Consider the following 13,502-nt stretch of genomic DNA (forward strand, 5'->3'; position numbering starts at 1 on the left):
TTTAGAAGAAAATTACTCTTTGATCAAAGAAATTTCAACTCTTCTGTTTTCAGCTTTTCCTTTAGCGTTTTTGTTAGATGACATTGGTTTAGTCTCTCCAAAACCAGTAGATCTAAGTCTGTCAGTAGCAACTCCTTTTTCAATTAAATAATTTTTAACTGCAGCAGCTCTGTTCTCAGATAAAGTTTGGTTTAATACGTTACTTCCGTCGCTATCAGTATGACCTTCAACTTGAAATTTTGAGTTAGGATACTCATTCAAGATTGCTGTAATTGACTCTAATACTGTGTAAGTACCTTTTTTGAAAGTAGCTTTACCAGAATCAAACAAAATTACTTTACCGTATTCATTTAAAGTTTTTAGCACTTCTTCTGAAACTTCTGGACATCCTTTGTTACTAGCTGGACCAGCAACAGTTGGACAAGCATCATCTTTGTCGAAAACACCGTCGTTGTCAGTATCTAAATAAGGACAACCTGCGTTATCTTTAGGACCTGCAACAGTAGGACATTTGTCATCTTTATCAGCAACACCATCTCCGTCTGTATCAGGACAACCTTTCATTGCAACTGAACCAGCAACTTCTGGACAAGCATCATCTTTATCAGCAATTCCATCTCCATCAGCATCTGGACAACCTTTCAATTCAGCTAAACCAGCTTCTGTAGGACATGCATCCTCGCTATCTTGAATACCATCTCCATCAGTATCAGGACATCCGTTGAATTGCTTTAAACCAGCAACATCTGGACATGCATCATCTTTGTCATAAATTCCATCTCCGTCAGTATCTTTACCGCCAAATTTGAAAACAATACCAGCAGAGTGCTGGAAATGAGATGGAGCATCTGGAGTTCCAGAAGCATCTTCTCTGTCGCCAAAAGATTTTTTGTATCTAGTACTTAATTCTAAACCAACATTTTCAGTAAACCAAAAAGTTAATCCAGCACCAGGATTTAAAGTTCCATAACTACTATCTCCGAAGAAAGTATAACCTCCACCAACAGAAAGAGAAGGATCAATCACTTTAGATTTTATTAGACTCATGAAACTGTATCTAACAGTAGCGTCAATTCCGTAATACATTAAATCACCTGGATTTGATACTACCATTCCTCTAGAATCGTCGCCTGCAGCACCTGGTCTAAAATTCACATACTTATCAATCTTATTAACCGATCCAGTAAGACCAAAAGAGAAATTATCTCCTATTGATCTGAATACGCTTAAATAAGATACAGATGGAAGAATGTTCCAGTTGTCTTTAACTGCAAAAGGTTGAGAGAAATGACGGTCAGCCCAATTATTTCCTCCACCAGCACTAGTTCTAGTATCCACAGCATTAGCTCCAAAAGAGATAGCCCATGGATTATTGCTGTCTTGTGCTTGAGAACTTAATCCCATCACCATCATTACAGCAACAAAAATTTTGTTTAGATGTTTCATACTTACTTTTTTTAATTACAATTTAGTTAATTATTAGCAAAAATAGGACGTAAATTTTAAACTACAAAATTAAATGTTAAATAAAATATCTTTTACGATGCTAAAGTGGGAATTATATAATATTCAGTGCTTTTCCGACCTCTGTAAATGCATTTACCGCTCTATTTATTTGCTCCATTGTGTGAGCAGCTGATAATTGTACTCTAATTCTTGCCTTATCTTTTGGCACTACAGGGAAAAAGAATCCTATAACATATATTCCTTTCTTTAATAATTCATCAGCCATTGTTTGAGACAATTTAGCATCATAAAGCATTACTGGAACAATTGCAGAATCTCCATCGATAATATCAAACCCTTTTTTTTTCATTTCTGATCTGAAATAGTTAGTATTTAACTCTAATTGATCACGAAGCGAAGTGTCTTTTTCTAGTATTTCAAAAACTTTGATCGAAGCTCCTACAATTGAAGGCGCTAAAGAATTTGAAAACAAATAAGGTCTAGAACGTTGTCTTAACAACTCAATAATTTCTTTTTTCGCAGTTGTATAACCGCCCATCGCTCCACCTAAAGCTTTTCCTAAAGTCCCAGTTACAATGTCTACACGACCCATTACACCTTTTGCTTCAAGCGTTCCTTTACCAGTTGCGCCAATGAATCCAGCTGCATGGCATTCATCGACCATAACCATTGCATCGTATTTATCAGCTAGATCGCATATTTTATCTAAGGGAGCAACTAAGCCATCCATAGAGAAAACGCCATCAGTAACTATTAACTTGAAACGACTTCCGGCTTCGGTTGCTTTAATTAACTGCTGTTCTAGGTCTTCCATGTTGCTATTTTCATATCGATAGCGCGCCGCTTTGCACAAACGCACTCCATCAATAATTGAGGCATGATTCAAGCTGTCTGAAATTATACAATCCTCAGCTCCTAATAATGGTTCAAATACTCCCCCATTCGCATCAAAAGCTGCGGCATAAAGAATGGTATCTTCTAAACCGTAAAATTCAGAAATCTTTTTCTCTAAATTTTTGTGAATATCCTGCGTTCCACAAATAAATCGAACGGATGACATACCAAAACCGTGACTGTCCAGCGCATCTTTTGCCGCCTTGATCACTTCTGGATGAGAAGATAGTCCTAAATAATTATTTGAACAAAAATTTAAAACTTTCTCACCTGTAGATATCGTTATTTCTGTGCCTTGAGGCGAAGTAATAATTCTCTCCTTTTTAAAAATCCCGTTGTCTTCTATTGTTTGTAATTCTGATTGTAAATGTTCTTTTATTTTTCCGTACATGTTATTTATTTTTAAATTCTGTTTGTGCTAAAAATTAATTTTAAGACTACAAATTTACCACATCAATTTCTTTTCCTATATAAATAAGTGCTTTTTTTACGACTTTATAACCCATCAATTCAATAGCTTTTTGATAATTATCTAATTGTTGCTTGTATTTAGCTTGATGTACACCAGTTTTATAGTCCAATAGTAACACCTCATTGTTATTTGTTAAAACCATTCGGTCTGGCTTAATAATACCACCTTCCTTTTGGATAATTGTTTGCTCATTCAAAATTTCATTTCCTTCCTCAAAAAATTGGACTAACTCGGGATGATTAACAATTTCGCAAATAGTAGTGTTAACCGTATCTTTTTGAATAAAAGTAATTAGTCCATTTTCAATTGCCTTAGCCACCGCCAACTCAATGTCATCATTTCTTTTTATAAAAGATAATATTTCGTGAATCACATTTCCGTATTCTATCGCTTCCTGCTGATGCGTCCCCCACATTAATGACTCTCGCTGGGCAATTTTTATATTTTTAGGATCTAAAATCTTATCAACCATCGGAATCACTTTTGACGTGTCAACATGTTGCTTACTAATTGATAATTTGGCTTCATTACCAAAATGATAATTGAGCTGATTTTCTTGAAATAAACCTTCACTATTAATGTAATTGGTAAAAAAGGAACTCATATTGTTTTTTGGAAAATCGCCATTTCGAGATAAATTCATACTCGAAATTATATAAAGTTGCTCTTCGGCTCTGGTCAAAGCAACATACAAAACATTAATATTGTCTAGTAATTCTTCTTGTTTTTTCTGGTTGTAGACCTCCGCCGCGGCCGATCCATAACTTTCTACAGCGCTGTTATTGTCAATTAAAACTTTGGGTAAGCCAAATTCTTCTTCCTCGGCGCCAAGCCATAATTTATCTTTAGGCTTTCTATTATAGTCCTCTTCTGCAAAAGGAAAAATTACCACTGGAAATTCTAATCCTTTCGATTTATGGATCGTCATAATCCGAACTGCATTAGTTCCTTCTGGAGACGGAATACTAAATTTTTCTCCGTTTTTATCCCAGAAACTTAAAAAATCTGAGATTCCTGCTTGATTGCGAATATCTCTTTCTAAGACAATATCGAGAAAATATTGAACGTAAGCATTTCCCACTCCTGTTGCAGGGGAAGCTACTGATGTGTCCTGATAATTTTTCTCAAAACTGCTAGCTCTTCCTTTGGCGGTTTGGTGGGCTAGGAATTTACTAACGATAATTTCTACGGCTTCATACAATGATTTTTTTCGAATATTTTGAAATGACAATTCAACGTTAAAAGTCATTAGCCAATTTTCAAAATCAGCTTCCTGTTTCTGATTGATACCTTGAGCGATAAAATCGTGAACCGGTAAATGGTTCTGGCTGTTTTGACCCAAATATTGGAGGAAGTTAGCTTTTGCTTCAAGATCTGAACTGTTTTTTAAATATTTTAGTAGGTTTATGATTAAACGAACTTCAGTGGCGTTTTGAATCATTAAGGTTTCCGATGATAGAAGTGGAATCCCTTTCTCTGTCAAAAAATTTGCAATTGCAATTCCTTGACTTCGTTTTCTAGTTAAGATCACAATATCTTTGTAGAGAAATCCTTGATCCATTACTTTATGAATTGTATCTAATGTTGCTGCAACAAACAACTCTGTTTTGTCTAGTGCATCATCGTCAACTAAAGATTCAAGATTAACATCAGCTTTTTCAACTTTTGGAATAAAAGAAATATTTACATACCCGCCTGTTTTAGTATTTGTTTTTTGACCGCTATGATTTTCATACAAATCTTTATAATCAGGATGAACAAATTCATTCGATAACAGTTTAAAAAAGTCATTATTGAATTGGATTATTTGCGAATAACTACGGTAATTTTTATCTAAATGTTCGAGTCTCTTATCAGGATTACTAAACGGATTTTTATTTTTACTCAACTCAATAAACTGCTCGGCTTTTCCACCACGCCAGCGATAAATTGATTGTTTAGGATCACCTACAATCATCAGTGTTCCTTTTACTCCAAAATCATCTTGGCCTGCAAGTGCGTTATCTATTAACGGAATCAAATTTTGCCATTGCATTTCAGAGGTGTCTTGAAATTCATCAATAAAAAAATGACGGTATCGCTCGCCCAATCGCTCATATATAAAAGGAGCGGGTTGGTTTTGAATTTCTCGGTGAATGATGGCATTGAATTCTGAGATTGACAGTACATTTTGTTCCTGCTGAATCTTTGCTAACTCGTTACTTACTGTGTTTAACAAAGACAAAGGTGTGATGTTTTTAAGGAACGCTTTATAGAAATTTATTTTTTCGAAAGTAGCATACACTTTAGTCAGAATTTGTAAAAACTCTGGAATAAGGTTTTCTATGATTGCTTTATCTTTAGCTGTTTTATTTATAGCAATATCTTCAAACACATGAAACATTTTGTTCTTAGGATTGAATTTTCCTTGCTGAATGCTGTTTATGTGATTGGGGAAAGTTCCTCTTGAAAAGGATTTCACATCAATCCCGTTTTTTTCGATTAATGCTAACGCTTCTTCTGCAAAAACAATAGTTTGTCTTTCTAAATCTTTGCAAGCCTCAATTAGTTTTTTTTTAATTTCTACAAATTCCTCGATGGTTTTATCTTGAAAATGAGTAATTTCATTTCGGTTATTTTCATTGAGAACTAAACGACCTGTTTCTAAAATTTCTCTGGAAATATCCCACGATTTATCATCATCGGTTTTTTCCATTGTAAAATCGATTAATAACTTTGTCAAGGTTTCATCTTCTCCCGCTTGAGCTATGATAGCATCTACGGCTTCTACAAGTAAATTCTCGGTGTCTAATGTAACTTCAAAAGTCATGGGTAAACCCAAATCGTGAGCAAAAGCCCGTATCACTTTATGGGTAAATTTATCAATTGTGGAAATATCAAATGCCGCATAATTATGAATAATATGCTTGATAATTTGTTGCGATTTAAACTTTATTTGCAAAATGGAAAGGCCAATTGGCTCTTCAATCCATTCTTCTGGATTATCAATTTTGCGTTTACCATTGATCAAATCATGCATTAAATCTAAGGCTTTCTGATTTGGTTCCTCCTTTGCAAATTCAGATAAGCTACCCACGATTCGGCTTTTCATTTCGTGAACAGCTTTATTTGTAAAGGTAATTGCTAAGATATTTCGGTAAGCATCATTTTTGCTAGCAACAAGAATTATTTTTAGGTACTCTTTGACCAAAGTGTAGGTTTTTCCAGAACCGGCTGAGGCGTCATAGATGGAGAATGAAGGTCTACCCGCACCTCCCGAAACTTTGGGGTTTCCCGAAGAGGACGGAGTTGAAACTAGATTTATATTATGTTCCAAATTACTGTTGATTTTAGATTTTAGATTAACGATTTTAGATTTCTGATTTAAACGCAACATCTTACATTGATGAAATTCCCCAGCCTTGATCGTCCAGAAGTTTCGGGAGAAATCCTTTAGTAAAGCTAAATGCCTTTTGGCTTGCTGCTATGTAAAAGATCGTGACAAATAGCAATAAACGAGCGACGCGAACTGGCGAAGCACACAGCTCCAAAAAAACAAGCAATACTGAGTTGATTTTAAAATTTAGCTCTAAACTTCAAGATAAAAGTTAAAAGTACTATTTTTGCAGGATGGAAACAAATAGACAGAAAAAAATAGGTGGGGTGATCCAAAAAGATTTGGTTGACATTCTGCAAGGTGAAGTGAGAAAAAACGGAGTTAGTAATTTAGTAATTTCAGTATCCAAAGTTGTTGTAACGACAGATTTATCAGTTGCAACTGTGCATTTAAGTGTATTTCCTCAGGACAAAGCCAAAGAAATTTTGGAGGCTGTGAAGTCAAACTCAAAAAATATTAAGCACGATTTATCGCAGCGGGTACGGTTACAATTACGCAAAGTTCCCAATTTAGTTTTTTTCATAGATGACTCTTTAGATTATATAGAAAAAATTGACAATGCGTTAGCAAATAGAGACAATCCTATTGAAAATAGAGATCTTTTAGACAAACGTAGATTCCAATAAAGTTTGAACTTCCCACTTTTCATAGCTAAACGCTACATTCTAAGCAATAGTAAAAACAATGCTATAAACATCATCAATCGAATTGCCAGCTTGGGAATTATTGTAGGTGCAACGGCTTTATTTGTAGTTTTATCAGTTTTTAGCGGATTGAAAGATTTTAGCCTTTCCTTCACGAATGACATTGATCCTGATTTAAAAATAAGCAGCACTTTAGGAAAATCATTTTTAGTCTCAGCCGCTCAAGAAAAGGAAATTAAAAAAATTGATGGGCTTGTTTCGTACTCCAAGATTATTGAAGAGCGCGTACTATTTACTTTTAATGGAAAGCAAGAAGTTACTTTCTTAAAGGGAGTTGATTCCAATTTTATCAAAACAAATGCTATTGAAAAGAATTTATTTAATGGGCAATGGCTAGAGCCAAACACGTACCAAGTTGTTGTGGGTTATGGCCTTTCGGAGAAATTTTCAATGGGTCTGTTAGATTTTAATAATCGACTTGAAGTTCTGGTTCCTAAAGCTGGGAAAGGTGCCATTGAAAATCCGGAACAAGCTTTCAACAAAACAGATGTTGTTCCAGTTGGGATCTATAACATAAGTGAAGATTTAGATTCAAAGTACGTGTTTGCTGATTTAGGTCTTGCTCAAGAATTACTTGAATACAAAATAAATCAAATTTCTGGAATTGAAATTAAGATCAAACCAACCGCTGATGAAAATGCGATTATCGACCAGCTTAAAGTTATTTTCAATCAAAAAATCGAGGTCAAAAACAGAATTCAATTAAATGAATCATTATATAAAATGCTTAATACCGAAAATATCGCTGTTTACTTGATATTTACATTGGTAATTGTAGTAGCACTTTTCAACTTGATTGGTGCTTTGATCATGATGATTTTAGACAAAAAAGGAAATTTAAAAACATTGTTTAATCTAGGAACAGAAATAAAAGATTTACGAAAAATATTCCTGTTACAAGGGACTTTGTTGAGTGTTTTTGGCGGAATTATTGGACTTACGATAGGAGTTATAATTGTACTAATACAAGAATATTTTCAACTGATAATGATTACGCCCACACTAGCTTATCCCGTTATTTTTTCTGTTGAAAATGTGCTGATTGTAATGGGAACTATCGTTACTTTAGGTTTTATTGCATCAGTGATTGCGAGTAGTAGAGTGAGTAAGAAATTGTTAGAATAGGTTTTGCACAAATTCGCAAATTTTTATCTCTTTAAATTGACAATTTTTGAAATCCTAAATAATAATTCGTGAATTTGTGGTAAGCAAAATTTTAAACAACCTCATAACCCGCATACACATCTTCAATTTCATTTAAGGCAGCAAATAATTCTTCAGGTCGGTCTAAAGTAACTAACTGTTGTTTGTGGGGTTTAAAAGAATGAATTCCTTTGAAATAATTAGTGTAATGTGGTCTCGTTTCTACAATTCCAAGACGCTCGCCCTTCCACTCCATTGCCCACGTCAAATGATTTCGTACGGCCTCAACTCTATCAATAATTGTTGGTTTTGCTAAATGTTCTCCTGTTTTAAAATAATGTTTGATCTCGTTAAAAATCCAAGGATAACCAATCGCAGCGCGACCAATCATAATTCCATCAATACCGTATTTATTTTTATATTCTAATGCTTTTTCAGGGGAGTCGATATCTCCGTTACCAAAAATTGGCATTGTAATTCTAGGATTATTTTTAACACGTGCAATATGCGACCAGTCGGAATGGCCTTTATACATTTGGGCACGAGTTCGAGCATGAATGCTTAACGCAGCAACGCCAATGTCTTGTAATCGCTCTGCAACCTCATCAATATTTATTGAACTATCGTCCCAACCCAAACGAGTTTTTACTGTTACTGGCAAATGTGTACTGTCGATTACCGCTTTCGTCAAGCGAATCATCAAATCAACGTCTTTTAAAACTCCGGCTCCAGCACCTTTACAAACAACTTTTTTTACTGGACAACCAAAGTTGATGTCAATGATATCCGGGTTTACGGCTGAAACAATTTTAGATGACATCGCCATTGCTTCTTCGTCACCACCAAAAATTTGGATTCCAACGGGGCGTTCGTAATCAAAAATATCTAATTTCATTCGGCTTTTAATAGCATCGCGAATTAATCCCTCCGAGGAAATAAATTCCGAGTACATCATATCGGCACCATGCATCTTGCACAATCTGCGGTATGGAGGATCACTCACATCTTCCATAGGTGCGAGAAGTAAAGGGAAATCTGGTAATTCTATGTTGCCAATTTTTATCAAGGGAATTTTTTTGCAAAGATAGCAAAGAATGTAGATTTAAGATTATACTTTTCTAATTCTAATGTTTTTTAATGTAATAACTATGAAGGAATGTTGTTCAATAGTGTGATTTTGAAGAAATTCAATCAAAATAGTTTAAATACGTTCAAGATCCGAGTAATGATAGCGCAACAGAATTACTGAAACTTTCTTTTGATCGTAAGCAAAAACTAAATCTCCAAAATCTTTATCTTCCGTTAAAATTATTTTTGGTGGATGTTGAGCAAAATCTATTATTTCCTTATCAGAAATCCCTCTTTTATTCTCAAAAATTGAATAGGTTTCAACATGCGACAACCGAAGTTTTTCAATTACTGCCAATGGTATGTTTTCGTCAGCAATAATCATTAGGAAACTTCGAGCAGTTCTTCATTACCTATAATGTCCGAGGCATATCCTAAGGTTGCTAAAATTTCTGTGTGAGTTAAATGAGGATAAAGTTTTGCTAAGTCAGTAACCGATATTCCTTCAGATAATTTTTTTAAAATTAATTCAACAGTGATTCTTGTACCCTTAATAATTGGTTTCCCATTCATTACTGCTGGATCTCTAATTATAATGTTTTTGTAATGACTCATAAGTAAAACTTTTTCTGTTACTACAAATATACGAATTTCAATCCCCTTGTCGACAAAAGCGTCTAAATGGTATTATAAATACAAAAAGTAAATAAGAATTAAAAACTTCCAACAAAAACGAAATTCACAAAACAAAGTATCGGCTCAAAAATATCTAATTTCATTCGGCTTTTTATAGCATCTCGAATTAATCCTTCTGAAGATATAAATTCCGAGTACACCATGTCGGCACCATGCATTTTACACAATCTGCGGTATGGTGGATCACTCACATCTTCCATAGGTGCAAGAAGTAAAGGGAAATCAGGTAATTCTATGCTGCCAATTTTTATCAAAGCATATTTTTCTTGCAAAAATACTAAATAATAAGCGGTTATAAAAGTAAAAGGATCAATAGCATTTATAGTTCCCACTCTATAAAAATAGTTATCTTTATCTAAAAGACAGTATGCTATTCCAATTCGGGTTCTATTCTTCCTTGTTACTAATCACTTTTTCGCAAGGAATACTATATAGCTTTTTATTATTGATTAAAGGTTTGAAAACTGAGAAGACCTCCAATTATTGGTTGAGCTTTTTTATCTTTCTATGCTCGTTGTTTGTTGCCCCTTGGATGCTTGGATTCGCTGGTTGGTATGACAATCAACCGTATAGAGATATTCTTTTTTATACTCCATTTCAACATGTTTTATTTATTGGACCAACAATTTACTGTTACACCCAAAGTTTATTGAACGCTGATTTTAGATTTAGTAAAAAAAAATATCTCCACTTTATCCCGGGGATCTTGTACTTGATTTATATTTTTTCAATTTGGATTTACGATGTTTTCATCGTTGGAGATTACTATTTCTATAAAGATGGTATGGATAAAGATTTTGATAATTGGTATCAGAAATTAGGATTACTCTCCATGGTATTTTATTTTGTTATAAGCTTGCGCTATTACACCATTTACAAAAAAGTAATTTACCAAGTGGTGAGTTATGCCGATCGAATCCTTTTTAGGTGGATACAAACCTATTTGATTGCATTTCTATTAATGCTATTGCTAACGATTGTTTTTGCTGGTCTAGCGTATTTTTATCCCGATTTAAAATCCTACACAGGCAACTGGTGGTATTTCCTGATTTTTTCTTTAATTATGTATTACATCGCAATAACTGGATATTCTAATCCTGTAAATTCTACAATTCCATTTAAATTTTATAAATCTAATACCAATCAAGTTTTATTACTATCAGAAAACAATACCGTCACCGAAGAAGAATCTATAATTGACATAAGTTTTGAAACTTTTTCAGAAAATACTTCTACTGAAATGGATATGTGGAAAAGAAGAATTGAGACTTTAATTCAAAAAGAGTCGTTATTTATTGATCCCGCACTGACTTTATCTGGAGTTGCTAAAAAATTAGACACTAATGTTTCCATAATTTCCAAAACTATCAATCAAGGTTTCAAAATGAACTTTAATGATTTTATCAATAAATATCGTATTGAAGAAATTAAAAAAGCATTTGATAAAGGCGAACACAAGAAAACTACATTACTGGGAATTGCTTTTGACTGCGGATTTAATTCTAAAGCAACTTTTAATCGTGCGTTCAAGAAAAATACTGGTTTTTCTCCCAAAGAATATTTAGAAAAATCATAATCGCACTATTTTCGATACTCCCCAGCAATGAACAACTAGGTCTCAAATCATAATTTGAAGCGATTGATGATCAATTATAGAGCAATTTTGCCCTGTTATTAATCATTAAATAAAAAATTATGAAAACACTTTTTGCAACTTTTGTACTTACAATTTTAAGTGCTTCCTGTGGAGTTTTTGACTCTTTAAATTCTAATACGAGCATTAAACCCAATGATAGTTTTGTTCTTGGAAACAATGAACATGGATCTTTTACAGTCAAATTAAAAAATGTTTCTAAAAACGACATTGACATTTACAAAGCGCCAATATCTGGCGGAACTCATTCTAGAATAACGATTAAACCAAATATAAAGACAATAGTGAAAGTAGATCGGAACACAGCTTTGGTGATCGAAAATAAATCTACTGACTACGCCTCTGTAGATTTAAAAGTTACTGGAGATTTAGGGTTGTCAATGACGTATAAAAATCAGTAGAAATTAATTCTCACAATTTTTAAAAAATCTTATATTTTATCTTTACGAGAGTCAATCATCAAAAAAAAATCAAACATGATAAAATTAATTATTACAATAATCTTAACCCTGACATCATTCTTTGCAAATGCGCAATTGAAAGGATCAGGAAAAACAGTTACGAAAACCTATAATTTTCAAAATTTCAACAAAGTAAATTTTGATGATTTAGATGGAAAATTAGAAATCGAAGTTGGCAAACCGTATAGTATTTCCGTAACTATCGACGATAATCTTTTACCTCTATTTATTTTGGAAGAAAATAATTCTAAAAGTGAATTGAAAGTGTTTTTTAAAAATAATGATAATAATAAAAAATATATTGAAGACACTCATCTTAAAATCAAAATCTTAATGCCGAAACTGACTGAGATTAAACATACTGGAAACAGTTCTTTGATAATATCAAATTTATCCGAAATAAACTTCAAATTAGAAAATTCTGGTAATGGAACAACAACTGTTATTGGTAAAGTAGAAACACTGAAAGTTGTAAATTCTGGTAACGGTAACACAAAAGCCAAAGAACTTTTTGTTAAAAATGCTGAAATAAAATGTGCAGGAAACGGAAATGTCTACTTAAATGTATCTGATGAGTTGACAGCAAAAGCAACAGCAAATTGTACTATTTTCAATTTTGGAAAGGCAAAATTTGATTTACAATCGTCAAAATCAGGAAATGCAAACCTTGTTTATAAATTTTAGTTTCAAACAGAGATACAATTATGAAAATCATACAAAAAATAAGCAAACCAATTATTTTACCACATTGGTGGCAAGATTTATTTTTAATTATTCCACGAATTATCTGCGGCTATTTACTAGCTTTTAACTTTGGTTCGGATAAATTCGGAATGCCTTGGTCGCCAGTAGATAATAATCTTGGATTTTTTGAAGTTGCTTTCTGGTTTCCAAAAGATGTGGCAGAATATGGTGGAATCTTTGCGATATTTCCAGTTTTTTTTGCTTGGATGGGCGCTTTCGCCGAAGCTATTGGCGGATTGCTTTTATTGTTTGGAATTCAGACGAGATTTGCTTCTTTTCTTATCTTTTGCACTATGCTCGTGGCTATTTTTATGCAACAAATTAATAATGGCTTATGGAATTGCCTCGCCGCCATGGGTTTTCTATGGGTTTCTATTTTCTACCTTGTGTTAGGTTCAGGGCGATTTGGAATTGATTACCTTCTTACACGAAAAAAATCTTACTTATGAAAACTACAATAACAGTCATCGCCTTATCTTTAATATTAGTTCTAACGAGTTGCGTACAAAAAACACATCAAAAAACAATTGTTTTTAGCCTTAACACGCCTAAAATGGGTGCAATTTCAAAAGTGGGAATAAAAGGAAAAGACAAGCCTTTTTCATGGGATTATGATACTGAAATGAAAACCATAAAAAAGGATTGCTTGTATGAATTAACAACCACATTTGAAACTGGCTACAACGGTACTGAAATTAAATTTGTGGTAAATGATAGTTTAGAATTTGAGCACGAAGAAAACCGAAGAATTAAATTTGCCATTACACATACTACTTTTTATAACGCAACATTCAATGCGAGATAATCAGGAATCACTTTACTT

Annotated in this window: 13 protein-coding genes and 1 pseudogene; 7 read left to right on the plus strand and 7 right to left on the minus strand. The window is 33.4% G+C overall.

The window, feature by feature from the left end:
• Nucleotides 1-12 precede the first annotated feature (12 nt).
• From BUB42_RS01545 to BUB42_RS01555, 3 genes are all read right to left on the minus strand, one after another.
• A complete protein-coding gene (locus BUB42_RS01545; RefSeq protein ID WP_073016507.1) occupies nucleotides 13-1,446 on the minus strand; it encodes an OmpA family protein in 1,434 nt (477 codons plus the stop codon).
• 112 nt (nucleotides 1,447-1,558) lie between these two features.
• Nucleotides 1,559-2,752 carry a glycine C-acetyltransferase gene (kbl, locus tag BUB42_RS01550; protein ID WP_073016508.1) on the minus strand — a complete coding sequence of 398 codons (1,194 nt, stop codon included), beginning with the start codon at nucleotides 2,750-2,752 and terminating at the stop codon, nucleotides 1,559-1,561.
• A 46-nt stretch (nucleotides 2,753-2,798) separates the two neighbouring features.
• On the minus strand, nucleotides 2,799-6,062 hold the full coding sequence (locus BUB42_RS01555) for a UvrD-helicase domain-containing protein (protein WP_073016757.1): 3,264 nt from the start codon (nucleotides 6,060-6,062) through the stop codon (nucleotides 2,799-2,801).
• Between the two features lie 380 nt (nucleotides 6,063-6,442).
• Between BUB42_RS01555 and rbfA the strand changes: the two genes are divergently transcribed.
• Both rbfA and BUB42_RS01565 read left to right on the plus strand, forming a co-directional pair.
• On the plus strand, nucleotides 6,443-6,835 hold the full coding sequence (rbfA, locus tag BUB42_RS01560; RefSeq protein ID WP_073016510.1) for a 30S ribosome-binding factor RbfA: 393 nt from the start codon (nucleotides 6,443-6,445) through the stop codon (nucleotides 6,833-6,835).
• Nucleotides 6,836-6,838: 3 nt separating this feature from the next.
• Nucleotides 6,839-8,038: an ABC transporter permease gene (locus tag BUB42_RS01565; protein ID WP_073016512.1), complete on the plus strand. Its 1,200-nt coding sequence runs from the start codon at nucleotides 6,839-6,841 to the stop codon at nucleotides 8,036-8,038.
• Nucleotides 8,039-8,129: 91 nt separating this feature from the next.
• On the opposite strand, the gene dusB is transcribed toward BUB42_RS01565, so the two are convergent.
• From dusB to BUB42_RS01585, 4 genes and pseudogenes are all read right to left on the minus strand, one after another.
• A complete protein-coding gene (dusB, locus tag BUB42_RS01570) occupies nucleotides 8,130-9,122 on the minus strand; it encodes a tRNA dihydrouridine synthase DusB (protein WP_073016513.1) in 993 nt (330 codons plus the stop codon).
• A 135-nt stretch (nucleotides 9,123-9,257) separates the two neighbouring features.
• Nucleotides 9,258-9,509, minus strand: a complete 252-nt coding sequence (locus BUB42_RS01575) for a DUF5615 family PIN-like protein (RefSeq protein ID WP_073016515.1) — start codon at nucleotides 9,507-9,509, stop codon at nucleotides 9,258-9,260.
• Entirely contained in the window at nucleotides 9,509-9,739 is a 231-nt protein-coding gene (locus BUB42_RS01580) for a DUF433 domain-containing protein (RefSeq protein WP_073016517.1), read from the minus strand. The genes BUB42_RS01575 and BUB42_RS01580 overlap by 1 nt, the downstream gene beginning before the upstream one ends.
• A 143-nt stretch (nucleotides 9,740-9,882) precedes the next feature.
• Nucleotides 9,883-10,074, minus strand: a pseudogene (locus BUB42_RS01585) (tRNA-dihydrouridine synthase); the annotation flags it as partial.
• 113 nt (nucleotides 10,075-10,187) lie between these two features.
• On the opposite strand from BUB42_RS01585, the gene BUB42_RS01590 reads away from it, so the two are divergent.
• The 5 genes from BUB42_RS01590 (at nucleotide 10,188) to BUB42_RS01610 (ending at nucleotide 13,484) form a co-directional block, all read left to right on the plus strand.
• Nucleotides 10,188-11,396, plus strand: coding sequence for a helix-turn-helix domain-containing protein (locus BUB42_RS01590; RefSeq protein ID WP_073016518.1), 1,209 nt, complete (start codon nucleotides 10,188-10,190; stop codon nucleotides 11,394-11,396).
• 119 nt (nucleotides 11,397-11,515) lie between these two features.
• A complete protein-coding gene (locus BUB42_RS01595) occupies nucleotides 11,516-11,875 on the plus strand; it encodes a hypothetical protein (RefSeq protein WP_073016519.1) in 360 nt (119 codons plus the stop codon).
• Nucleotides 11,876-11,950: 75 nt separating this feature from the next.
• Entirely contained in the window at nucleotides 11,951-12,619 is a 669-nt protein-coding gene (locus tag BUB42_RS01600; protein WP_073016521.1) for a GIN domain-containing protein, read from the plus strand.
• Between the two features lie 20 nt (nucleotides 12,620-12,639).
• Nucleotides 12,640-13,128 (plus strand): DoxX family protein, encoded by a 489-nt coding sequence (locus BUB42_RS01605; protein WP_073016523.1) that lies wholly within the window; start codon nucleotides 12,640-12,642, stop codon nucleotides 13,126-13,128.
• The gene (locus BUB42_RS01610; RefSeq protein ID WP_073016525.1) at nucleotides 13,125-13,484 is read left to right on the plus strand and encodes a hypothetical protein; all 360 of its coding nucleotides are present in this window, start codon (nucleotides 13,125-13,127) and stop codon (nucleotides 13,482-13,484) included. Before BUB42_RS01605 ends, BUB42_RS01610 begins: the two co-directional genes overlap by 4 nt.
• The last annotated feature ends 18 nt before the right edge of the window (nucleotides 13,485-13,502 follow it).

The sequence above is a fragment of the Flavobacterium micromati genome (assembly GCF_900129585.1).
Taxonomy (GTDB): Bacteria; Bacteroidota; Bacteroidia; order Flavobacteriales; family Flavobacteriaceae; genus Flavobacterium; species Flavobacterium micromati.

What these genes read in the sequence shown, in the direction of transcription:
- BUB42_RS01545 (WP_073016507.1), bottom strand. Translation starts at nt 1,446, where the DNA reads ATGAAACATCTAAACAAAATTTTTGTTGCTGTAATGATGGTGATGGGA.
- kbl (WP_073016508.1), bottom strand. Translation starts at nt 2,752, where the DNA reads ATGTACGGAAAAATAAAAGAACATTTACAATCAGAATTACAAACAATA.
- rbfA (WP_073016510.1), top strand. Translation starts at nt 6,443, where the DNA reads ATGGAAACAAATAGACAGAAAAAAATAGGTGGGGTGATCCAAAAAGAT.
- BUB42_RS01575 (WP_073016515.1), bottom strand. Translation starts at nt 9,509, where the DNA reads ATGATTATTGCTGACGAAAACATACCATTGGCAGTAATTGAAAAACTT.
- BUB42_RS01580 (WP_073016517.1), bottom strand. Translation starts at nt 9,739, where the DNA reads ATGAGTCATTACAAAAACATTATAATTAGAGATCCAGCAGTAATGAAT.
- BUB42_RS01590 (WP_073016518.1), top strand. Translation starts at nt 10,188, where the DNA reads ATGCTATTCCAATTCGGGTTCTATTCTTCCTTGTTACTAATCACTTTT.
- BUB42_RS01595 (WP_073016519.1), top strand. Translation starts at nt 11,516, where the DNA reads ATGAAAACACTTTTTGCAACTTTTGTACTTACAATTTTAAGTGCTTCC.
- BUB42_RS01600 (WP_073016521.1), top strand. Translation starts at nt 11,951, where the DNA reads ATGATAAAATTAATTATTACAATAATCTTAACCCTGACATCATTCTTT.
- BUB42_RS01605 (WP_073016523.1), top strand. Translation starts at nt 12,640, where the DNA reads ATGAAAATCATACAAAAAATAAGCAAACCAATTATTTTACCACATTGG.
- BUB42_RS01610 (WP_073016525.1), top strand. Translation starts at nt 13,125, where the DNA reads ATGAAAACTACAATAACAGTCATCGCCTTATCTTTAATATTAGTTCTA.